Source organism: Staphylococcus aureus (assembly GCF_001027105.1).
In the GTDB taxonomy this organism is placed as follows: Bacteria; Bacillota; Bacilli; order Staphylococcales; family Staphylococcaceae; genus Staphylococcus; species Staphylococcus aureus.
In genome coordinates, this window is record NZ_CP011526.1 from 885956 (window position 1) to 907112 (window position 21157).

The following is a 21157-nucleotide window of genomic DNA, read 5'->3' on the forward strand; positions in this document are numbered from 1 at the left end:
ATAAACAAGTACTTGTCTAAAGTTATTTAAAAGATAATTAGAATAAATTTATGAGAAACTGGTTGTTATCATTATAATGGTTTCAAATGATTATAACTATGTCATAAACTGAATTTGTTGAAATTTTTCATTATGCAAATTTATTAATAACAAACAGCTCGAACTATAGCATCATTTTACTAATGAATGCATTAAAGTAACTATGACTAAAAATGCATATTAATTATCATTATTAAGACTATTATATATAATGAATTTTAACTGGTTTATTAAACGAGAACGTCGGGAATTAAGTAACTACAATAAAAATAAGATATGACAATAAGGAGACTACACGCGTGATCATTGCCATAATTATATTGATATTTATTTCGTTTTTCTTTTCAGGAAGCGAGACGGCATTAACGGCTGCCAATAAAACAAAATTTAAAACTGAAGCTGACAAAGGTGATAAAAAAGCAAAAGGCATTGTAAAGTTACTTGAAAAACCAAGTGAGTTTATTACAACGATTCTAATTGGGAATAATGTCGCGAATATTTTATTACCAACACTTGTTACAATTATGGCTTTACGTTGGGGGATTAGCGTTGGTATTGCATCAGCTGTTTTAACAGTTGTTATCATTTTGATCTCCGAAGTGATTCCCAAGTCTGTCGCTGCAACATTTCCAGATAAAATAACAAGGCTTGTATATCCAATTATTAATATTTGTGTCATTGTGTTCCGTCCTATCACATTACTTTTAAATAAGTTGACGGACAGTATTAATCGAAGTTTATCTAAGGGCCAACCTCAAGAACATCAATTTTCAAAAGAAGAATTTAAAACAATGTTAGCAATTGCTGGACATGAAGGTGCTTTAAATGAAATTGAGACGAGTAGGTTGGAAGGTGTCATTAATTTTGAAAATTTAAAAGTAAAAGATGTAGATACAACACCTAGAATTAATGTGACGGCATTTGCTTCAAATGCGACATACGAAGAAGTTTATGAAACGGTTATGAATAAGCCATACACTAGATATCCAGTGTACGAGGGAGATATTGATAACATTATTGGGGTGTTTCATTCTAAATATCTGTTGGCTTGGAGTAATAAAAAAGAAAATCAAATTACAAACTATTCAGCTAAGCCATTATTTGTGAATGAACACAATAAAGCTGAATGGGTATTACGTAAGATGACTATTTCTAGAAAACATTTAGCAATTGTGTTGGACGAATTTGGTGGTACTGAAGCGATAGTGTCACATGAAGACTTAATTGAAGAATTATTAGGTATGGAAATTGAAGATGAGATGGATAAAAAGGAAAAAGAAAAACTTTCTCAACAGCAAATTCAATTTCAACAACGGAAAAATCGCAACGTATCTATATAAGGAGCGAACAGCTATGTGGAATAAGAATCGACTTACTCAAATGTTAAGTATTGAATATCCAATTATACAAGCAGGTATGGCAGGAAGTACGACACCGAAATTAGTTGCATCAGTAAGTAACAGTGGTGGGTTAGGCACAATAGGCGCAGGTTACTTTAATACGCAGCAATTGGAAGATGAAATAGATTATGTACGCCAATTAACGTCAAATTCTTTTGGCGTAAATGTCTTTGTACCAAGTCAACAATCATATACCAGTAGTCAAATTGAAAATATGAATGCATGGTTAAAACCTTATCGACGCGCATTACATTTAGAAGAGCCGGTTGTAAAAATTACCGAAGAACAACAATTTAAGTGTCATATTGATACGATAATTAAAAAGCAAGTGCCTGTATGTTGTTTTACTTTTGGAATTCCAAGCGAACAGATTATAAGCAGGTTGAAAGCAGCGAATGTCAAACTTATAGGTACAGCAACAAGTGTTGATGAAGCTATTGCGAATGAAAAAGCGGGTATGGATGCTATCGTTGCTCAAGGTAGTGAAGCAGGTGGACATCGTGGTTCATTTTTAAAACCTAAAAATCAATTACCTATGGTTGGAACAATATCTTTAGTGCCACAAATTGTAGATGTCGTTTCAATTCCGGTCATTGCCGCTGGTGGAATTATGGATGGTAGAGGAGTTTTGGCAAGTATTGTCTTAGGTGCAGAAGGGGTACAAATGGGCACCGCATTTTTAACATCACAAGACAGTAATGCATCAGAACTACTGCGAGATGCAATTATAAATAGTAAAGAAACAGATACAGTCATTACAAAAGCGTTTAGTGGAAAGCTTGCACGCGGTATCAACAATAGGTTTATCGAAGAAATGTCCCAATACGAAGGCGATATCCCAGATTATCCAATACAAAATGAGCTAACAAGTAGCATAAGAAAAGCCGCAGCAAACATCGGCGACAAAGAGTTAATACATATGTGGAGTGGACAAAGCCCGCGACTAGCAACAACGCATCCCGCCAACACCATCATGTCCAATATAATCAATCAAATTAATCAAATCATGCAATATAAATAATCGACCGCAATCCACAAAAGCACAAGCACCCCCAAACATTATTTTAGTGCTTGCCATTTTTGTGGATTGCGTTTCTATTTTACCAATTTAATCAAACGAAAACATCAAGCTGAAGATCGCCGAAAGATTTTAATCAAGCAAAAACATCAAACTAAAGTTCGCTGAAATGATTATGATAAAAGTTATATGGTATGATGACATTGGTGATATATATGATAAACATCGGATTAACAGGTTGGGGTGATCACTATTCATTATATGAAGATTTAGAACGCCAAACCGATAAACTTAAAACATATGCTGGACATTTTCCGGTTGTCGAATTAGATGCGACATACTATGCGATACAACCGGAAAGAAATATATTGAAATGGATAAAAGAAACGCCTGATACATTTGAATTTGTGGTCAAAATTCATCAAGCACTCACATTGCATGCAGACTACAAAACATTTGCAGATACAAGGCAAGAACTATTTGATCAATTTAAGAATATGTTAGAGCCCTTACATACACAGAAAAAATTAGCAATGGTATTGGTTCAATTTCCGCCATGGTTTGACTGCAATGCACAAAATATCAAATATATTTTGTATGTAAGACAGCAATTACAAGCATTTCCAATGTGTGTAGAATTTAGGCATCAATCATGGTTTAGTGATGCATTTAAAGAACAAACATTGGCATTTTTAACAGAACATCAAATCATTCATGCAGTAGTTGATGAACCACAAGTGAAAGATGGCAGTGTACCTTTAGTCAATCGAATCACAAATGAAATTGCGTTTGTACGTTATCATGGACGTAATCATTACGGTTGGACTAAGAAAGATATGTCAGATCAAGAATGGCGCGATGTACGCTATTTATATGATTATAATGAGCAAGAATTAATAGACTTGGCACAAAAGGCACAAATATTAGCACAAAAAGCTAAGAAAGTTTACGTCATATTTAACAATAATTCTGGTGGTCATGCAGCAAATAATGCCAAAACATATCAGCGATTATTGAATATAGAATATGAAGGGTTAGCACCACAACAATTAAAATTATTTTAAGAGGCGACGACTATGTTATTAACAATTACATTATTAGTTTTAATCGGAGGTTTGTCAGCGATTATAGGGTCTATCGTAGGCATTGGAGGCGGTATTATTATCGTTCCAACAATGGTTTACCTCGGTGTTGAACATGGATTACTACATAATATTACAACACAAGTAGCGATAGGGACGTCTTCAGTCATTCTAATTGTGACAGGACTTTCTTCATCACTTGGATATTTAAAAACAAAACAAGTTGATATTAAAAATGGTTCCATCTTTTTATTTGGACTATTACCAGGTTCATTGCTTGGGTCCTTCATTAGTAGATATTTAACATTTGAGTCATTTAATTTATATTTTGGTATCTTTTTAATTTTCGTAGCCATTTTATTAATGGTAAGAAATAAGATTAAACCGTTTAAAATTTTCGATAAACCCAAGTATGAAAAGACTTATGTAGACGCTAAAGGTAAAACATATCATTATAGTGTTCCACCATTGTTTGCTTTTATTACAACGTTTTTAATTGGTATATTGACAGGTTTATTTGGTATTGGAGGTGGCGCACTAATGACGCCACTAATGCTTATTGTATTTAGATTTCCACCTCATGTAGCTGTTGGAACAAGTATGATGATGATTTTCTTTTCAAGTGTCATGAGTTCTATAGGGCACATTGCTCAAGGTCACGTAGCTTGGGGTTATGCAATCATTTTAATTATTTCTAGTTATTTTGGTGCGAAAATCGGTGTCAAAGTGAATCAATCAATTAAGTCAGATACGGTAGTAACATTATTGAGAACAGTAATGTTGTTAATGGGTATATATTTAATTATTCGTGCGTTGATTTAATACAACTTTAAAAGGAGGACGTCAATTTGAGGCTTACAATTTATCATACGAACGATATTCATAGTCATTTACATGAATACGAACGCATTAAAGCATATATGGCAGAACATCGGCCACGACTTAATCATCCTTCTTTATATGTTGATCTAGGTGATCATGTAGATTTATCCGCACCTATAACTGAAGCAACTTTAGGTAAAAAGAATGTGGCATTACTAAATGAAGCAAAATGTGATGTTGCAACAATCGGTAATAATGAAGGGATGACCATTTCATACGAAGCTTTAAATCACCTTTACGACGAAGCAAAATTTATAGTGACATGTAGCAATGTTATAGATGAATCAGGTCATTTACCAAATAATATCGTTTCTTCTTATATTAAGGACATAGACGGTGTGAAAATACTATTCGTTGCAGCGACAGCACCTTTTACCCCATTTTATCGTGCACTAAATTGGATTGTTACCGATCCACTTGAATCTATAAAAGAAGAAATTGAACTTCAACGAGGTAAATTTGATGTATTAATCGTGCTAAGTCATTGTGGCATTTTCTTCGATGAAACATTATGCCAAGAATTGCCTGAAATTGATGTCATTTTTGGTAGTCATACGCATCATTATTTTGAACATGGTGAAATCAATAATGGTGTACTGATGGCGGCAGCTGGAAAGTATGGTAATTATCTTGGAGAGGTTAATTTAACTTTTGAGGCACATAAAGTAGTACATAAAACTGCAAAGATTATTCCTTTAGAAACATTACCTGAAGTTGAAACTTCATTTGAAGAAGAAGGAAAAACGTTAATGTCCAATTCAGTAATTCAACATCCAGTAGTGCTTAAGCGTAGTATGAATCACATAACTGAAGCTGCATACTTATTAGCTCAAAGTGTTTGTGAGTATACACATGCACAATGTGCCATCATCAATGCTGGCTTACTCGTTAAAGATATTGTAAAAGATGAAGTGACAGAATATGACATTCATCAAATGTTACCGCATCCGATTAATATGGTAAGGGTTAGACTTTTTGGTGTGAAATTAAAAGAGATTATAGCTAAAAGTAATAAACAAGAATATATGTATGAACATGCACAAGGTTTGGGTTTCAGAGGGAATATATTTGGAGGATATATTCTTTATAATTTAGGGTACATTCATTCTACAGGGCGTTACTATCTGAATGGAGAAGAAATCGAAGACGACAAAGAATATGTACTAGGTACGATAGATATGTATACGTTCGGTCGTTATTTCCCAACATTGAAAGAATTACCAAAAGAGTATTTAATGCCAGAGTTTTTAAGAGATATATTTAAAGAAAAATTATTGGAATATTAAAAAGTAAGATTATTGGATTTTCATTTGTCATGAATTTCGATATAATGTTTAAAGATACACTTAACAGGAGGGTATGTGTTGTTATGGCGACAAAAAACGAGGAAATATTACGTAAACCGGATTGGTTGAAAATAAAATTAAATACCAACGAAAACTATACAGGACTTAAGAAGATGATGAGGGAAAAAAATCTTAATACTGTATGTGAAGAAGCTAAATGTCCTAATATACATGAATGTTGGGGTGCACGTCGTACAGCGACATTTATGATTTTAGGTGCCGTATGTACAAGAGCTTGTCGTTTTTGTGCGGTTAAGACAGGTTTACCTAATGAACTTGATTTAAATGAGCCTGAACGTGTAGCTGAATCAGTTGAATTAATGAATTTGAAACACGTTGTTATCACTGCTGTTGCGCGTGATGATTTAAGAGATGCTGGTTCAAATGTTTATGCTGAGACAGTACGTAAAGTTAGAGAAAGAAATCCATTTACAACGATTGAAATTTTACCATCAGATATGGGCGGGGACTATGATGCGTTAGAAACATTAATGGCGTCAAGACCTGACATTTTAAACCATAATATTGAAACTGTTCGTCGCTTAACACCGAGAGTTCGTGCGCGTGCGACTTACGACAGAACATTAGAGTTTTTACGTCGTTCAAAAGAATTACAACCGGATATCCCAACTAAATCAAGTATTATGGTTGGATTAGGTGAAACTATAGAAGAAATTTATGAAACGATGGATGATTTACGTGCGAATGATGTAGATATTTTAACGATTGGTCAATATTTACAACCTTCACGTAAACATTTAAAGGTTCAAAAATATTACACGCCTTTAGAGTTTGGTAAATTAAGAAAAGTGGCAATGGATAAAGGGTTTAAACATTGCCAAGCTGGACCTTTAGTACGTAGTTCTTATCATGCGGATGAGCAAGTAAATGAAGCTGCTAAAGAAAAGCAACGCCAAGGTGAGGCACAGTTAAATAGTTAATATTTAACCATTAATAAGGCATAAAGGCTTAGTTTGTACAAAACGAACGTGTCATAGAAGTAATCATTATTTTTATGAAACACTAAAAGTATAAACTGAGCCTTTCATTGTCATAGATAGGTGAAGAATTTGATAAAAGTAGATCAACATTACTTTGAATTAATAGAAAATTATCGCGAATGTTTTAATGAAGAACAATTTATTGCTAGGTATTCAGATATTTTAGATAAATATGATTACATAGTTGGTGACTATGGTTACGATCAATTACGATTAAAAGGTTTTTACAAAGATTCTAATAAAAAAGCAGAGATGAGTAAACGTTTTTCAAATATTCAAGATTACATATTTGAATATTGTAACTTTGGTTGTCCTTACTTTGTATTAAGACATTTGTCTAAACAAGAGGTTAAAAAGTTAATCGAAGAAGTTCATCCGTCTGATGTGATAGATGACGACAATAAACTTCAAGATGTGAAGATTAAGCCAACCATTCAAGATACTGAACATTAATAAAACCCTTAGCTAGATTGAAAATGGGAATCATGCAATTCAAGCATGGACCTGTAATCTAGTTAGGGGTTTTTATCTTTAATGAATGACTTCATTTAAATACTCAGTAATTTCATCGCCTTCTTCAGCATTTACACCTAAAATATGAGCGATATAGCCTTCTTCTTTTAAATCATCAGTACCGATAATACCGAATTTATTTGTTTGCATATTAAGTACGAGTGTCTTACCATAATGTCTATTTGTATGGACTAACATCAAATCATATCGACTATGCTCGCCAACAAAACCAACAAACTGAACTTGACTCTCTTCGTTGTCATCATATAAATACATATCAATCATTTTGTAGCGACTCCTTTTAAAAGTAGTAAAGTTAGTATAACGACAAATGAAGTATACTGCAAAATTATGATAATATATAAGTGAGAGGTGACAAGGAATGTATTTTGTAGACAAAGATAAACTAACTCAGAAATTAGCCTATTTACAAGCATTAACTGATGATTATCATGAGAGCAAGCACAATCATTATGCATTTGAACGCATTGCTCAAATGTTGATAGAATCATCGGTAGATATAGGGAATATGATTATCGATGCATTTATTTTAAGGGATCCTGGTAATTATAAAGATGTGATTGATATATTAGAACTAGAAAATGTTATTACTAAAGAAACACAGCAGGCGATTAATAAAACTGTCGGTATTCGTAAACAATTTACATATGATTACACAGCCTTAGATATTAAGATTATCATGCCAATGTTTGATGACGCATTACCTTATTACAAACAATTTATTACAGAAGTAACGATATTTTTACATCAAGAAAATGTACCAGTAACAGCTTTTGGTAAAGGAGAAAATCAATAATGAAACAGTATAAAGCGTATTTAATCGATTTAGATGGCACAATGTATATGGGAACAGATGAGATTGATGGAGCAAAACAATTCATCGATTATTTAAATGTAAAAGGCATTCCTCATTTATACGTAACTAATAATTCAACAAAAACACCTGAGCAAGTAACTGAAAAATTACGTGAAATGCACATTGATGCTAAACCAGAAGAGGTTGTAACGTCAGCGTTAGTCACTGCTGATTATATTTCAGAACAATCACCAGGAGCATCAGTATATATGTTAGGTGGGAGTGGTTTAAATACTGCGTTAACCGAAGCGGGACTTGTCATTAAAAATGACGAGCATGTTGATTATGTAGTTATTGGACTTGACGAACAAGTTACATATGAAAAGCTTGCGATTGCAACGTTAGGTGTAAGAAATGGTGCAACATTTATTTCTACAAATCCTGATGTATCAATTCCTAAAGAGCGTGGTTTATTACCTGGTAATGGTGCTATTACAAGTGTTGTAAGTGTATCGACAGGTGTATCGCCACAATTTATTGGTAAACCAGAACCGATTATTATGGTTAAAGCATTAGAAATTTTAGGATTAGATAAATCCGAAGTTGCTATGGTAGGCGATTTGTACGATACCGATATTATGTCTGGTATTAACGTAGGTATGGATACGATTCATGTACAAACAGGTGTATCTACGTTAGAAGATGTGCAAAATAAAAATGTGCCACCAACGTATTCTTTTAAAGATTTAAATGAAGCAATAGCTGAATTAGAAAAATAGATATAGTCATTTTATAAAGTAGGTGAATTGATTTGGTAAAAATAGTTGTTTCGAGGAAAATTCCAGATAAATTTTATCAACAATTAAGTAAACTTGGTGACGTTGTTATGTGGCAAAAATCATTAGTGCCTATGCCTAAAGATCAATTTGTGACAGCACTTCGTGACGCAGATGCTTGTTTTATTACATTAAGTGAACAGATCGATGCAGAAATTTTAGCGCAATCACCAAATTTAAAAGTAATTGCGAATATGGCTGTAGGATATGACAACATCGATGTTGAAAGTGCAACAGCGAATAACGTGGTTGTCACGAATACACCAAATGTACTTACTGAAACAACTGCAGAATTAGGATTTACATTAATGCTTGCTATAGCACGCCGTATTGTAGAAGCTGAAAAATATGTAGAAGCAGATGCATGGCAAAGCTGGGGTCCTTATTTATTGTCAGGTAAAGATGTCTTCAATTCAACTATTGGAATATATGGTATGGGAGATATTGGTAAAGCTTTTGCAAGAAGGTTGCAAGGGTTTAATACTAATATTCTTTATCATAATCGATCAAGACATAAAGATGCAGAGGCGGACTTTAATGCAACATATGTTTCTTTTGAAACGTTGTTAGCAGAAAGTGATTTTATCATCTGTACAGCGCCACTTACAAAAGAAACACATCATAAATTTAATGCTGAAGCATTTGAACAAATGAAAAATGATGCAATTTTTATTAATATCGGTAGAGGACAAATTGTAGATGAAACAGCATTAATCGATGCACTAGACAATAAAGAAATTTTAGCATGTGGTTTAGATGTATTAGCAAATGAACCGATTGATCATACACATCCATTAATGGGACGTGATAATGTTCTGATTACACCACACATTGGTAGCGCATCAGTAACAACACGGGACAATATGATTCAATTATGTATTAATAATATAGAAGCGGTTATGACAAATCAGGTACCACATACTCCAGTAAATTGAAAATAAGTATGGTTTTTAATCATTGGTAAAACAAGCAAAGCAATTGTTAAATATGTTATGCTTGACTTGCGAATGTATATATTTGCGCTGATGATAATTCAATAACATTATAAACTCGTCATATTAATGTGATGAGTTTATTTGATTTTGACGTATATAACAAAATTGTTATATAGACTGTAATTGTTTATTGTTTAAATAACCTTTAAAATGAATGATGTTCTCAACAAAGTGTATCATTTACAATAATTGAGTGATGACAACCAATTACTATGTTGAATCTATAAAATTAAAATTGAATTTCATTATGAATATCGATATAATGAATTGTAAAAAACAAATTTTAAAACGTATTTTATATTGAACGGTCTTTATAAAGGCGTTTTTACTAAGAACTTTAAGAGGTGCAATATGAAATCTAAAAGTAAACAGCCACCTAATAAATATGTTGAAGCATTCAAACCATATTTATTAACACTATTGTATTTGGCAATATTTATTACTTTATATTTAATTTATGGCAGTGGCGACACACACAATAACTTCATTTATAATGAGTTCTAATGAGGGAGACTTAATATGACAGATATTATTAACAAGCTGCAAGCGTTTGCGGATGCAAATCCACAAAGCATTGCTGTTAGACACACAACTGATGAATTAACTTATCAACAGTTAATGGATGAGTCTAGTAAATTAGCACATCGATTACAAGGTAGTAAGAAACCGATGATTTTATTCGGTCACATGTCACCATATATGATTGTTGGGATGATTGGTGCCATTAAAGCAGGATGTGGATATGTACCTGTAGACACTTCAATTCCTGAAGACCGTATTAAAATGATTATTAACAAGGTTCAACCAGAGTTTGTATTTAATACGACTGATGAATCATTTGAAAGTTTAGAAGGCGAAGTATTTACAATAGAAGATATTAAAACATCTCAAGACCCAGTAATTTTTGATAGTCAGATTAAAGATAACGACACAGTATACACAATCTTTACATCTGGTTCTACTGGGGAACCTAAAGGTGTTCAAATTGAATATGCAAGTTTAGTTCAATTTACTGAGTGGATGTTAGAACTTAATAAATCAGGAAATGAACAACAATGGCTTAACCAAGCGCCATTTTCATTTGATTTATCTGTAATGGCTATTTATCCATGTTTAGCATCAGGCGGTACATTAAATCTTGTAGATAAAAACATGATTAATAAACCTAAATTATTAAATGAAATGCTAACAGCAACACCGATTAACATTTGGGTATCAACACCATCATTTATGGAAATGTGTTTATTATTACCAACGCTTAATGAAGAACAATATGGTAGTCTTAACGAATTCTTCTTCTGTGGTGAAATTCTACCTCACAGAGCAGCAAAAGCGTTAGTAAACCGTTTCCCAAGTGCGACGATTTACAACACATATGGTCCAACTGAAGCTACGGTAGCAGTTACAAGTATTCAAATTACACAAGAAATCTTAGATCAATATCCGACATTACCTGTTGGCGTTGAAAGACCAGGCGCAAGATTATCTACTACAGATGAAGGTGAACTTGTTATCGAAGGTCAAAGTGTAAGTTTAGGATACTTAAAAAATGACCAAAAAACAGCTGAAGTATTTAATTTCGATGACGGTATTCGTACATATCACACTGGTGATAAAGCGAAGTTTGAAAATGGTCAATGGTTCATTCAAGGTCGTATTGATTTCCAAATCAAATTGAATGGCTACAGAATGGAATTAGAAGAAATTGAAACACAATTACGCCAGTCTGAGTTCGTAAAAGAAGCGATTGTTGTACCTGTATATAAAAATGATAAAGTTATTCATTTAATTGGTGCAATTGTGCCAACGACTGAAGTTACGGACAATGCAGAAATGACTAAAAATATTAAAAATGACTTGAAATCACGCTTACCAGAGTATATGATTCCTAGAAAGTTTGAATGGATGGAACAATTGCCATTGACTTCAAATGGTAAAATTGACAGAAAGAAAATTGCAGAGGTAATTAACGGATGATTCCATATGGTGATTTTACATTCTTCTTAATTGCTTTAATTGCATTATTACCAGTCATTATACTTGGATTTTTAGGTAAGCGAAGTTACATTTATAATGGCGTAGTTACAGCATTTATGATTGTGTTAATCTTTTCTTCTGATAAACATAATCTGTTTGACCAAAAGTATTTAAGTGTTCAATTAATTAGTTTTATTATTTACGTCGTATGGCAAGTTTTATTGATAATGTTTTATTATCATTCAAAACCAAAAAATAATTCATTTTCAAAATTTGTAACTGTAATGGTTTTATCAATATTGCCATTAGCACTTGTGAAAGTGTTACAAAGTACATGGTTAGGTGGACATCAGATTCACTTCCATGAAAGTAAATTAATTGAATTTGTTGGTTTCTTAGGAATTTCTTATGTTACATTCAAAAGTGTGCAGTTAATTATGGAAATTCGTGATGGTTCTATCAAAGAAATTAAAGTATGGAAATTAATTCAATTTATTTCATTCTTCCCAACGATTTCATCTGGACCAATCGATCGTTACAAACGTTTCGTTAAAGACGATAAAAAAGTACCAACAGGCAATGAATATCGTGAATTAGTATTAAAAGCAATTCACATGATTATGCTTGGTTTCTTGTATAAATATATTGTTGCTTACTTTATTAACACATATGCAATCATGCCGTTACAATTAGACTTACATGGCTTTGTCAATTTGTGGTTATATATGTACGCATACAGCTTATATTTATTCTTTGACTTTGCAGGTTATAGTTTATTTGCGATAGCATTTAGTTATTTATTCGGTATTAAAACACCACCAAACTTCGATAAACCTTTCAAAGCGAAAAATATTAAAGATTTCTGGAATAGATGGCATATGACATTATCATTCTGGTTCAGAGATTGTATTTACATGAGATCTTTATTCTACATGTCTCGTAAAAAATTATTGAAGAGTCAATTTGCAATGTCTAACGTGGCATTCTTAATCAACTTCTTCATAATGGGAATTTGGCATGGTATCGAAGTGTATTACATTGTTTATGGTTTATACCATGCAGCATTGTTTATAGGTTATGGCTATTATGAACGTTGGCGTAAGAAACATCCGCCACGTTGGCAAAATGGTTTCACAACAGCACTTAGCATTGTGATTACATTCCACTTTGTAACATTTGGCTTTTTAATCTTCTCAGGTAAACTTATATAATAAAGGAGAATTTAATTATGGAATTTAGAGAACAAGTATTAAATTTATTAGCAGAAGTAGCAGAAAATGATATTGTAAAAGAAAATCCAGACGTAGAAATTTTTGAAGAAGGTATTATTGATTCTTTCCAAACAGTTGGATTATTATTAGAGATTCAAAATAAACTTGATATCGAAGTATCTATTATGGACTTTGATAGAGATGAGTGGGCAACACCAAATAAAATCGTTGAAGCATTAGAAGAGTTACGATGAAATTAAAACCTTTTTTACCCATTTTAATTAGTGGAGCGGTATTCATTGTCTTTCTATTATTACCTGCTAGTTGGTTTACAGGATTAGTAAATGAAAAGACTGTAGAAGATAATAGAACTTCATTGACAGATCAAGTACTAAAAGGCACACTCATTCAAGATAAGTTATACGAATCAAACAAGTATTATCCTATATACGGCTCTAGTGAATTAGGTAAAGATGACCCATTTAATCCTGCAATTGCATTAAATAAGCATAACGCCAACAAAAAAGCATTCTTATTAGGTGCTGGTGGTTCTACAGACTTAATTAACGCAGTTGAACTTGCATCACAGTATGATAAATTAAAAGGTAAGAAATTAACATTTATTATTTCACCACAATGGTTTACAAACCATGGTTTAACGAATCAAAACTTTGATGCTCGTATGTCTCAAACTCAAATTAATCAAATGTTCCAGCAGAAAAACATGTCTACTGAATTAAAACGTCGTTATGCACAACGTTTATTACAGTTTCCACATGTACACAATAAAGAATACTTGAAATCTTATGCTAAAAACCCTAAAGAAACTAAAGATAGTTATATTTCTGGTTTTAAAGAGAATCAATTGATTAAAATAGAAGCGATTAAATCATTGTTTGCAATGGATAAATCTCCATTAGAACATGTTAAACCTGCTACAAAACCAGACGCTTCTTGGGATGAGATGAAACAAAAAGCAGTTGAAATTGGTAAAGCTGATACTACATCGAATAAATTTGGTATTAGAGATCAATACTGGAAATTAATTCAAGAAAGTAAGCGTAAAGTTAGACGTGACTACGAATTCAATGTTAATTCTCCAGAATTCCAAGATTTAGAATTACTTGTAAAAACAATGCGTGCTGCTGGTGCAGATGTTCAATATGTAAGTATTCCATCAAACGGTGTATGGTATGACCACATTGGTATCGATAAAGAACGTCGTCAAGCAGTTTATAAAAAAATCCATTCTACTGTTGTAGATAATGGTGGTAAAATTTACGATATGACTGATAAAGATTATGAAAAATATGTTATCAGTGATGCCGTACACATCGGTTGGAAAGGTTGGGTTTATATGGATGAGCAAATTGCGAAACATATGAAAGGTGAACCACAACCTGAAGTAGATAAACCTAAAAATTAAAATACAAATAGCACATAACTCAACGATTTTGATTGAGCGTATGTGCTATTTTTATATTTTAAATTTCATAGAATAGAATAGTAATATGTGCTTGGATATGTGGCAATAATAAAATAATTAATCAGATAAATAGTATAAAATAACTTTCCCATCAGTCCAATTTGACAGCGAAAAAAGACAGGTAATAACTGATTATAAATAATTCAGTATTCCTGTCTTTGTTGTTATTCATAATATGTTCTGTTAACTTAATATCTTTATATTAGAATACTTGTTCTACTTCTATTACACCAGGCACTTCTTCGTGTAATGCACGCTCAATACCAGCTTTAAGAGTGATTGTAGAACTTGGGCATGTACCACATGCACCATGTAATTGTAATTTAACAATACCGTCTTCCACGTCAATCAATGAGCAGTCGCCACCATCACGTAATAAAAATGGACGAAGACGTTCAATAACTTCTGCTACTTGATCAAACATCGTTGTATCTTCAGTAGGCATCAGGCAAGTCTCCTTTCGAGAGATGAATTTGATAATCTTTATTAGTATATTATAATAGATAGTGTAATAAAAATCTATCAAACCAATGGGGGATAAATATATGGAGCACGTGAGTGTGGTAGTTTATGGGGCAGATGTTATATGTGCAAGTTGCGTTAATGCGCCAACATCGAAAGATATTTATGACTGGCTACAGCCGCTATTAAAAAGAAAATACCCAAATATATCATTTAAATATACGTATATAGATATTACAAAAGATAATGACAACTTAACAGATCATGATTTACAATTTATTGAAAGAATAGAACAAGATGAACTATTTTATCCATTAATTACAATGAACGATGAATATGTAGCAGATGGTTATATACAAACAAAGCAAATCACTCGATTTATAGACCAAAAGCTTGTGAATGAATAATATACACATAACTAAAAGCAATGTCAGTAATAGTGTGAACTGACATTGCTTTTTAATTTTAACCATTATGATATTTATATAACCAAAGTACGCCGGATTTTAAAATAGAAGCGAGTCGTCCTGTTACAGTGCGGTCCATGATATATGCAAAACCTTGCTTATCTCCTAATGACCCAACGATACCTTGTACCTTTAGTTCCGGCATTTTGTCAGGTAATGGTTCATTTAGCCATTGCTTTTTAAGCACATCGGCAATTTGATCACCTTGAACTTCGGCTAACTGAGCACTTGGCGCATGTGGTAAATCAGCACAATCACCAACTACATAGACGTTACGATATGTTGGTACTTGATGATACTGGTTAACTATCACGCGTCCATTACTATTTATATCAATCGGCAAGTTACGAACAACTTCAACAGGTTGAATTCCTGCTGTCCATACAACTAAATCAATATCTTTAGGTTCATCACAGTTATATATTTTACCAGGTTCAACTTTATTAATATTTGAATTTGGAACAACGGTAACATTATTTTTGGCGAACCATTTCGCAACATACTTACTTAATTTTTCTGGAAAATTTCTTAAAATTCGCGGCCCACGGTCATAAAGATATATTTCCAAGTCTGATCTACTTTCTCTTAATTCGCTGGCAAGTTCTATGCCGCTTAATCCAGCACCAACGATACCGACTTTAGCACCTTCTGGTAGTTCACTAATACTATGGAAAGTATCCCGAGCCTTTGAGAGTGTTTGAATACTATGTGTATATTCTTCGGCTCCTGGAACGTTATGATATTTATCTTCACATCCTAAACCAATGATTAGCTCATCATAATCAATTTTAGAATTACCGACTGAGACAATTTGAGCATCTAAATCTATGTCGTTAATTTCACCATAAACTGTATTCACTTGTGGATGATTAGGGAATTTCATACGAACATCTTTATCTGATTTCGTGCCCGCAGCTAAAGCATAAAATTCTGGTTTCAATCCATGAAATGGCATACGATCAACTAATGTGACTGTATAATCTTGTGGTAAAGAAGTAGTTAAAATGCGTGACATGATACGCATATTACCATATCCGCCGCCTAACAAAACTAAGTTTTTCATAATGAAGTACCCCTTTTATATGTTAATATTTACTTTAATTTTGAAAAGATCAAAGTGCATAGATATATTTGTTAATGAACAGTTATAAAATGCAAGTGTCTTTGATTCATCAATAACCCCTAAAAAAGTAAATATGTATTTATATGCTTATTATATATTTTTTTGAAAATGACTACAAATAAATATTTGTACTAACTAAGGCACTATTACATAACTGGGATAAGAAACATCAGTTGTTGCTAATTGAGCACATCATGTTAAAATACCAGTTTTAAAATGCTATAATATTGTAACAAATGAAATAAGAAGGTGAAGTATGAATCCGATCGTAGAATTTTGTCTCTCTAACATGGCAAAAGGTGGAGATTATGTTTTTAATCAACTGGAAAATGACCCAGATGTCGATGTGTTAGAGTATGGTTGCCTGACACATTGTGGTATATGTTCAGCCGGGTTGTATGCTTTAGTAAATGGTGATATTGTTGAAGGTGATTCGCCGGAAGAATTATTACAAAATATATATGCACATATAAAAGAAACTTGGATTTTTTAAGGAGGAGTTATCATGCCAACAGTTATATTAACAGAAGCAGCTGCTTACGAAGTAAAAGATATGCTTAAAGCAAATGAAATGCCAGATGGCTATTTAAAAATTAAAGTGAATGGTGGCGGGTGCACTGGTTTAACATACGGTATGGGTGCAGAAGAAGCGCCTGGTGAAAATGATGAAGTCTTAGAATACTTTGGATTAAAAGTATTAGTAGACAAAAAAGATGCACCCGTATTAAATGGTACGACTATTGATTTTAAGCAATCATTAATGGGTGGCGGTTTCCAAATCGACAATCCTAATGCAATTGCTTCATGTGGCTGTGGTAGTTCATTTAGAACTGCAAAAGTTGCAGGTAATCCTGAAAATTGCTAATAAAATAACTTTTTAATGGTTAACCCAATTTTTGGGATACAAATTGATATCAATAACGATTAAGGACATATTTGATTATGTCCTATTTTTGCGTAAAGATATTTTGTTTTATTAAAAAGCTTATTGAAAATTAAGAATCTGACTATAAATAGTATTTTAAATGATCGTGATAGCGGATACATTTTTAATCGAAATCAGGCTACGAAAAAATTAATTAATTTTTTCACAATCTGACTGAATCTTGCTTGAAAATATAACATAAAAGCTATAGAATTAGTATTGGATTAAAAATGTCTTTTTTGTGAACATCACAGGTTTTTACATAATTTAAAAGACTTAAATAACAAAATGATGATAAACTAGTATACATTGTGGTAAAAGTAGTAATGACCAGTTGTTACTAGTAATTATCAGCATTTGGTTAAAAAAATATGAAAGCTTAGGTGAAATTAAATGGCTCAAGATCGTAAAAAAGTACTTGTACTTGGTGCTGGTTATGCAGGTTTACAAACTGTAACTAAATTGCAAAAAGCGATATCAACAGAAGAAGCAGAAATTACGCTTATTAATAAAAATGAATATCACTATGAAGCAACATGGTTACATGAAGCATCAGCAGGTACACTAAACTATGAAGATGTATTATATCCTGTGGAAAGTGTCTTGAAGAAAGACAAAGTGAACTTTGTTCAAGCAGAAGTAACAAAAATTGACCGTGATGCTAAAAAGGTAGAAACAAATCAAGGTATTTATGACTTTGATATTTTAGTAGTAGCATTAGGTTTCGTTAGTGAAACATTCGGCATCGAAGGTATGAAAGATCATGCTTTCCAAATTGAAAATGTTATCACAGCACGTGAATTATCACGTCATATCGAAGACAAATTTGCTAACTATGCAGCATCAAAAGAAAAAGATGATAACGATTTATCTATCTTAGTTGGTGGTGCTGGATTCACTGGTGTTGAATTCTTAGGTGAATTAACAGACAGAATTCCTGAATTATGTAGCAAATATGGTGTGGATCAAAATAAAGTTAAAATCACTTGTGTTGAAGCAGCACCTAAAATGTTACCAATGTTCTCAGAAGAATTAGTTAACCACGCAGTTAGCTACTTAGAAGACCGCGGTGTTGAATTTAAAATTGCTACACCAATCGTTGCTTGTAACGAAAAAGGTTTTGTAGTTGAAGTAGATGGTGAAAAACAACAATTAAATGCAGGTACTTCAGTATGGGCAGCTGGTGTACGTGGTAGTAAATTAATGGAAGAATCATTTGAAGGCGTTAAACGTGGACGTATCGTTACAAAGCAAGATTTAACAATCAATGGTTACGACAACATTTTTGTTATTGGTGACTGTTCAGCGTTTATCCCAGCTGGAGAAGAACGTCCATTACCAACTACAGCACAAATTGCAATGCAACAAGGTGAAAGTGTTGCTAAAAACATTAAACGCATCTTAAACGGTGAATCAACTGAAGAATTCGAATACGTTGATCGTGGAACTGTTTGTTCTTTAGGTTCACATGACGGTGTAGGTATGGTATTTGGTAAACCTATCGCTGGTAAAAAAGCAGCATTCATGAAAAAAGTGATTGATACACGTGCGGTATTCAAAATCGGTGGTATCGGTTTAGCATTCAAAAAAGGTAAATTCTAGGCTTTAAATAAAGTTTCAGCTAAACACATAAAATTAAATTATTCATTTATAAAGTCCTTCAGTGTCACTGAAGGGCTTTATTGTTGTACAATTTGAAGTGAGTAACATATCAAATCTAAGGAGGTACATTATGAATTTTAAATTAAATAACACACTAAGCAACGAAATAAATACATTGATTATTGGTATACCAGAACATTTAAATCAGTTAGAGCGCATTAGTTTTAATCATATCGATATTACAGAATCACTTGAAAGACTAAAACATCAACATATTATTGGTAGTAAAGTTGGGAAGATTTATACAACTGCATTTGATGTACAAGATCAAACATATCGTTTAATTACAGTTGGTTTAGGAAACTTAAAGACACGTAGTTATCAAGATATGTTGAAAATATGGGGACATCTTTTCCAATACATAAAGTCAGAACACATTGAAGATACGTATTTACTTATGGATTCATTTATTTCAAAATATGATCAGTTATCAGATGTATTAATGGCATGCGGTATTCAAAGTGAGCGTGCAACATATGAATTCGATCATTATAAATCAAGTAAGAAGGCACCGTTTAAGACGAATTTAAACCTTATTAGTGAATCATTAATTGAATTAGATTTTATTCATGAGGGTATCAGTATTGGCCAATCCATTAATTTGGCAAGAGACTTTAGTAATATGCCACCGAATGTATTAACACCACAAACATTTGCAGAAGATATTGTTAATCATTTTAAAAATACAAAGGTCAAAGTAGATGTTAAAGATTATGACACTTTAGTTTCTGAAGGATTCGGACTTTTACAAGCAGTAGGTAAAGGTAGTAAGCATAAACCGAGATTAGTAACCATCACATATAATGGCAAAGACAAAGATGAAGCACCAATTGCCTTAGTTGGTAAAGGTATAACGTATGATTCTGGTGGTTATAGTATTAAAACGAAGAATGGCATGGCTACAATGAAGTTTGACATGTGTGGCGCTGCGAATGTCGTTGGTATCATTGAAGCGGCTAGTCGTTTACAACTGCCTGTAAATATTGTCGGAGTGCTTGCGTGTGCTGAAAATATGATAAATGAAGCATCAATGAAGCCAGATGATGTATTTACAGCATTAAGTGGTGAAACTGTAGAAGTAATGAATACAGACGCTGAAGGTAGATTAGTCCTTGCAGATGCTGTGTTTTATGCAAATCAATATCAGCCTAGTGTGATTATGGACTTTGCTACATTAACGGGTGCAGCAATTGTTGCACTAGGCGATGATAAAGCTGCTGCATTTGAATCGAATAGTAAAGTGATATTAAACGATATATTACAAATAAGTTCTGAAGTCGATGAAATGGTATTTGAATTACCGATTACTGCAACCGAACGTGCAAGTATTAAACACAGTGATATCGCTGATTTAGTTAACCATACGAATGGACAAGGTAAAGCGCTATTTGCGGCAAGTTTTGTAACACATTTTAGTGGTCAAACACCTCACATTCATTTCGATATTGCAGGTCCAGCAACGACTAATAAAGCTTCATATAATGGTCCAAAAGGGCCAACAGGATTTATGATTCCGACGATAGTACAATGGTTAAAACAACAATAATTTAATTATTTGCCTGATACAACTTGTGTCTTGATATACATTTCTAATTTAACTCTTGAAAGTATAAAGGATCGCATTGTATCAGGCATTTTCATTGTTGTAAGAAAATATAAATCGCATATCCTTGTGAGCATAAATCAACTTGACTAGCATTGCAAAAAAATATTATAAGCATATGTTCATTCAGTCAACGACTACTAATATTGCATTTTAGAACTTAGGATTTTGATTGGTGTTCCAAGCTTGTAAAATTGTTTAATTTAATGAAAGCTAAAATTATTTTAAGAAAGACAATTAACTAAAAAATAAAGATTATTGGTATAGTTTGCTATTGACAGGTGTTAAAGCTACTGATACTATGTAGTCTAT

Annotated in this window: 25 protein-coding genes; 22 read left to right on the plus strand and 3 right to left on the minus strand. The window is 32.7% G+C overall.

Going from position 1 to position 21157, the window contains the following annotated elements:
* The first annotated feature begins 338 nt into the window (after window positions 1-338).
* The 8 genes from AA076_RS04490 to AA076_RS04525 all read left to right on the plus strand — a co-directional run bounded on the left by AA076_RS04490 (window position 339) and on the right by AA076_RS04525 (window position 7221).
* Window positions 339-1379 carry a hemolysin family protein gene (locus AA076_RS04490; RefSeq protein WP_000582332.1) on the plus strand — a complete coding sequence of 347 codons (1041 nt, stop codon included), beginning with the start codon at window positions 339-341 and terminating at the stop codon, window positions 1377-1379.
* Between the two features lie 13 nt (window positions 1380-1392).
* The gene (locus tag AA076_RS04495; protein ID WP_000267247.1) at window positions 1393-2460 is read left to right on the plus strand and encodes an NAD(P)H-dependent flavin oxidoreductase; all 1068 of its coding nucleotides are present in this window, start codon (window positions 1393-1395) and stop codon (window positions 2458-2460) included.
* 66 nt (window positions 2461-2526) lie between these two features.
* A complete protein-coding gene (locus AA076_RS14680; RefSeq protein WP_001791752.1) occupies window positions 2527-2625 on the plus strand; it encodes a hypothetical protein in 99 nt (32 codons plus the stop codon).
* A 47-nt stretch (window positions 2626-2672) separates the two neighbouring features.
* Complete coding sequence (locus AA076_RS04505; protein ID WP_000608129.1) at window positions 2673-3521, plus strand: DUF72 domain-containing protein; 849 nt, start codon at window positions 2673-2675, stop codon at window positions 3519-3521.
* Between the two features lie 12 nt (window positions 3522-3533).
* Window positions 3534-4361, plus strand: a complete 828-nt coding sequence (locus AA076_RS04510; protein ID WP_000927632.1) for a sulfite exporter TauE/SafE family protein — start codon at window positions 3534-3536, stop codon at window positions 4359-4361.
* Window positions 4362-4387: 26 nt separating this feature from the next.
* Window positions 4388-5707, plus strand: a complete 1320-nt coding sequence (locus AA076_RS04515; RefSeq protein WP_001241224.1) for a bifunctional metallophosphatase/5'-nucleotidase — start codon at window positions 4388-4390, stop codon at window positions 5705-5707.
* A gap of 83 nt (window positions 5708-5790) precedes the next feature.
* Window positions 5791-6708 (plus strand): lipoyl synthase, encoded by a 918-nt coding sequence (lipA, locus tag AA076_RS04520; RefSeq protein ID WP_000201875.1) that lies wholly within the window; start codon window positions 5791-5793, stop codon window positions 6706-6708.
* Between the two features lie 129 nt (window positions 6709-6837).
* Window positions 6838-7221 carry a YutD family protein gene (locus tag AA076_RS04525; RefSeq protein WP_000598444.1) on the plus strand — a complete coding sequence of 128 codons (384 nt, stop codon included), beginning with the start codon at window positions 6838-6840 and terminating at the stop codon, window positions 7219-7221.
* A gap of 78 nt (window positions 7222-7299) precedes the next feature.
* Here the strand turns inward: AA076_RS04525 and AA076_RS04530 are convergent, their stop codons facing one another.
* Window positions 7300-7566, minus strand: a complete 267-nt coding sequence (locus tag AA076_RS04530; protein WP_000566649.1) for a DUF3055 domain-containing protein — start codon at window positions 7564-7566, stop codon at window positions 7300-7302.
* Between the two features lie 97 nt (window positions 7567-7663).
* Here AA076_RS04530 and AA076_RS04535 point away from each other — a divergent pair, with 97 nt between their 5' ends.
* The 9 genes from AA076_RS04535 (at window position 7664) to dltD (ending at window position 14543) form a co-directional block, all read left to right on the plus strand.
* Window positions 7664-8098 (plus strand): DUF86 domain-containing protein, encoded by a 435-nt coding sequence (locus tag AA076_RS04535; RefSeq protein WP_000273980.1) that lies wholly within the window; start codon window positions 7664-7666, stop codon window positions 8096-8098.
* Entirely contained in the window at window positions 8098-8877 is a 780-nt protein-coding gene (locus AA076_RS04540; RefSeq protein WP_001836239.1) for a TIGR01457 family HAD-type hydrolase, read from the plus strand. The genes AA076_RS04535 and AA076_RS04540 overlap by 1 nt, the downstream gene beginning before the upstream one ends.
* Before the next feature lie 32 nt (window positions 8878-8909).
* Complete coding sequence (locus AA076_RS04545; protein WP_000239131.1) at window positions 8910-9869, plus strand: 2-hydroxyacid dehydrogenase; 960 nt, start codon at window positions 8910-8912, stop codon at window positions 9867-9869.
* 253 nt (window positions 9870-10122) lie between these two features.
* Window positions 10123-10233: a hypothetical protein gene (locus AA076_RS14685; RefSeq protein ID WP_001790652.1), complete on the plus strand. Its 111-nt coding sequence runs from the start codon at window positions 10123-10125 to the stop codon at window positions 10231-10233.
* A 47-nt stretch (window positions 10234-10280) separates the two neighbouring features.
* Entirely contained in the window at window positions 10281-10433 is a 153-nt protein-coding gene (locus AA076_RS04555; protein ID WP_000837752.1) for a teichoic acid D-Ala incorporation-associated protein DltX, read from the plus strand.
* A 15-nt stretch (window positions 10434-10448) separates the two neighbouring features.
* The gene (gene dltA, locus AA076_RS04560; RefSeq protein WP_000129653.1) at window positions 10449-11906 is read left to right on the plus strand and encodes a D-alanine--poly(phosphoribitol) ligase subunit DltA; all 1458 of its coding nucleotides are present in this window, start codon (window positions 10449-10451) and stop codon (window positions 11904-11906) included.
* Window positions 11903-13117, plus strand: coding sequence for a PG:teichoic acid D-alanyltransferase DltB (dltB, locus tag AA076_RS04565; RefSeq protein ID WP_000613541.1), 1215 nt, complete (start codon window positions 11903-11905; stop codon window positions 13115-13117). The genes dltA and dltB overlap by 4 nt, the downstream gene beginning before the upstream one ends.
* Before the next feature lie 17 nt (window positions 13118-13134).
* On the plus strand, window positions 13135-13371 hold the full coding sequence (dltC, locus tag AA076_RS04570) for a D-alanine--poly(phosphoribitol) ligase subunit 2 (RefSeq protein ID WP_000395692.1): 237 nt from the start codon (window positions 13135-13137) through the stop codon (window positions 13369-13371).
* Complete coding sequence (dltD, locus tag AA076_RS04575) at window positions 13368-14543, plus strand: D-alanyl-lipoteichoic acid biosynthesis protein DltD (RefSeq protein WP_000769416.1); 1176 nt, start codon at window positions 13368-13370, stop codon at window positions 14541-14543. The genes dltC and dltD overlap by 4 nt, the downstream gene beginning before the upstream one ends.
* Window positions 14544-14805: 262 nt before the next feature.
* Here the strand turns inward: dltD and AA076_RS04580 are convergent, their stop codons facing one another.
* Window positions 14806-15048 (minus strand): NifU family protein, encoded by a 243-nt coding sequence (locus tag AA076_RS04580; RefSeq protein WP_001141883.1) that lies wholly within the window; start codon window positions 15046-15048, stop codon window positions 14806-14808.
* A gap of 100 nt (window positions 15049-15148) precedes the next feature.
* Here AA076_RS04580 and AA076_RS04585 point away from each other — a divergent pair, with 100 nt between their 5' ends.
* Window positions 15149-15472, plus strand: coding sequence for a YuzD family protein (locus AA076_RS04585; RefSeq protein WP_000401414.1), 324 nt, complete (start codon window positions 15149-15151; stop codon window positions 15470-15472).
* A gap of 58 nt (window positions 15473-15530) precedes the next feature.
* Here AA076_RS04585 and AA076_RS04590 read toward each other — a convergent pair whose 3' ends face one another.
* Window positions 15531-16595 carry an NAD(P)/FAD-dependent oxidoreductase gene (locus AA076_RS04590; RefSeq protein ID WP_000794020.1) on the minus strand — a complete coding sequence of 355 codons (1065 nt, stop codon included), beginning with the start codon at window positions 16593-16595 and terminating at the stop codon, window positions 15531-15533.
* A 316-nt stretch (window positions 16596-16911) separates the two neighbouring features.
* On the opposite strand from AA076_RS04590, the gene AA076_RS04595 reads away from it, so the two are divergent.
* From AA076_RS04595 to AA076_RS04610, 4 genes are all read left to right on the plus strand, one after another.
* Window positions 16912-17148, plus strand: a complete 237-nt coding sequence (locus AA076_RS04595) for a YuzB family protein (RefSeq protein ID WP_001068337.1) — start codon at window positions 16912-16914, stop codon at window positions 17146-17148.
* Window positions 17149-17160: 12 nt separating this feature from the next.
* Window positions 17161-17520 carry a HesB/IscA family protein gene (locus AA076_RS04600; RefSeq protein ID WP_001143497.1) on the plus strand — a complete coding sequence of 120 codons (360 nt, stop codon included), beginning with the start codon at window positions 17161-17163 and terminating at the stop codon, window positions 17518-17520.
* A 453-nt stretch (window positions 17521-17973) separates the two neighbouring features.
* Complete coding sequence (locus AA076_RS04605; RefSeq protein WP_000046076.1) at window positions 17974-19182, plus strand: NAD(P)/FAD-dependent oxidoreductase; 1209 nt, start codon at window positions 17974-17976, stop codon at window positions 19180-19182.
* Window positions 19183-19312: 130 nt separating this feature from the next.
* Window positions 19313-20788: a M17 family metallopeptidase gene (locus tag AA076_RS04610; protein ID WP_001009697.1), complete on the plus strand. Its 1476-nt coding sequence runs from the start codon at window positions 19313-19315 to the stop codon at window positions 20786-20788.
* Window positions 20789-21157 lie beyond the last annotated feature (369 nt).

Coding starts and splice junctions, on each gene's coding strand:
- AA076_RS04510 (WP_000927632.1), top strand. CDS start 3,534: ATGTTATTAACAATTACATTATTAGTTTTAATCGGAGGTTTGTCAGCG.
- lipA (WP_000201875.1), top strand. CDS start 5,791: ATGGCGACAAAAAACGAGGAAATATTACGTAAACCGGATTGGTTGAAA.
- dltD (WP_000769416.1), top strand. CDS start 13,368: ATGAAATTAAAACCTTTTTTACCCATTTTAATTAGTGGAGCGGTATTC.
- AA076_RS04580 (WP_001141883.1), bottom strand. CDS start 15,048: ATGCCTACTGAAGATACAACGATGTTTGATCAAGTAGCAGAAGTTATT.
- AA076_RS04610 (WP_001009697.1), top strand. CDS start 19,313: ATGAATTTTAAATTAAATAACACACTAAGCAACGAAATAAATACATTG.
- dltB (WP_000613541.1), top strand. CDS start 11,903: ATGATTCCATATGGTGATTTTACATTCTTCTTAATTGCTTTAATTGCA.
- AA076_RS04495 (WP_000267247.1), top strand. CDS start 1,393: ATGTGGAATAAGAATCGACTTACTCAAATGTTAAGTATTGAATATCCA.
- dltC (WP_000395692.1), top strand. CDS start 13,135: ATGGAATTTAGAGAACAAGTATTAAATTTATTAGCAGAAGTAGCAGAA.
- AA076_RS04585 (WP_000401414.1), top strand. CDS start 15,149: ATGGAGCACGTGAGTGTGGTAGTTTATGGGGCAGATGTTATATGTGCA.
- AA076_RS04540 (WP_001836239.1), top strand. CDS start 8,098: ATGAAACAGTATAAAGCGTATTTAATCGATTTAGATGGCACAATGTAT.
- AA076_RS04600 (WP_001143497.1), top strand. CDS start 17,161: ATGCCAACAGTTATATTAACAGAAGCAGCTGCTTACGAAGTAAAAGAT.
- AA076_RS04505 (WP_000608129.1), top strand. CDS start 2,673: ATGATAAACATCGGATTAACAGGTTGGGGTGATCACTATTCATTATAT.
- AA076_RS04595 (WP_001068337.1), top strand. CDS start 16,912: ATGAATCCGATCGTAGAATTTTGTCTCTCTAACATGGCAAAAGGTGGA.
- AA076_RS04590 (WP_000794020.1), bottom strand. CDS start 16,595: ATGAAAAACTTAGTTTTGTTAGGCGGCGGATATGGTAATATGCGTATC.
- AA076_RS04555 (WP_000837752.1), top strand. CDS start 10,281: ATGAAATCTAAAAGTAAACAGCCACCTAATAAATATGTTGAAGCATTC.
- dltA (WP_000129653.1), top strand. CDS start 10,449: ATGACAGATATTATTAACAAGCTGCAAGCGTTTGCGGATGCAAATCCA.
- AA076_RS04605 (WP_000046076.1), top strand. CDS start 17,974: ATGGCTCAAGATCGTAAAAAAGTACTTGTACTTGGTGCTGGTTATGCA.
- AA076_RS04535 (WP_000273980.1), top strand. CDS start 7,664: ATGTATTTTGTAGACAAAGATAAACTAACTCAGAAATTAGCCTATTTA.
- AA076_RS04530 (WP_000566649.1), bottom strand. CDS start 7,566: ATGATTGATATGTATTTATATGATGACAACGAAGAGAGTCAAGTTCAG.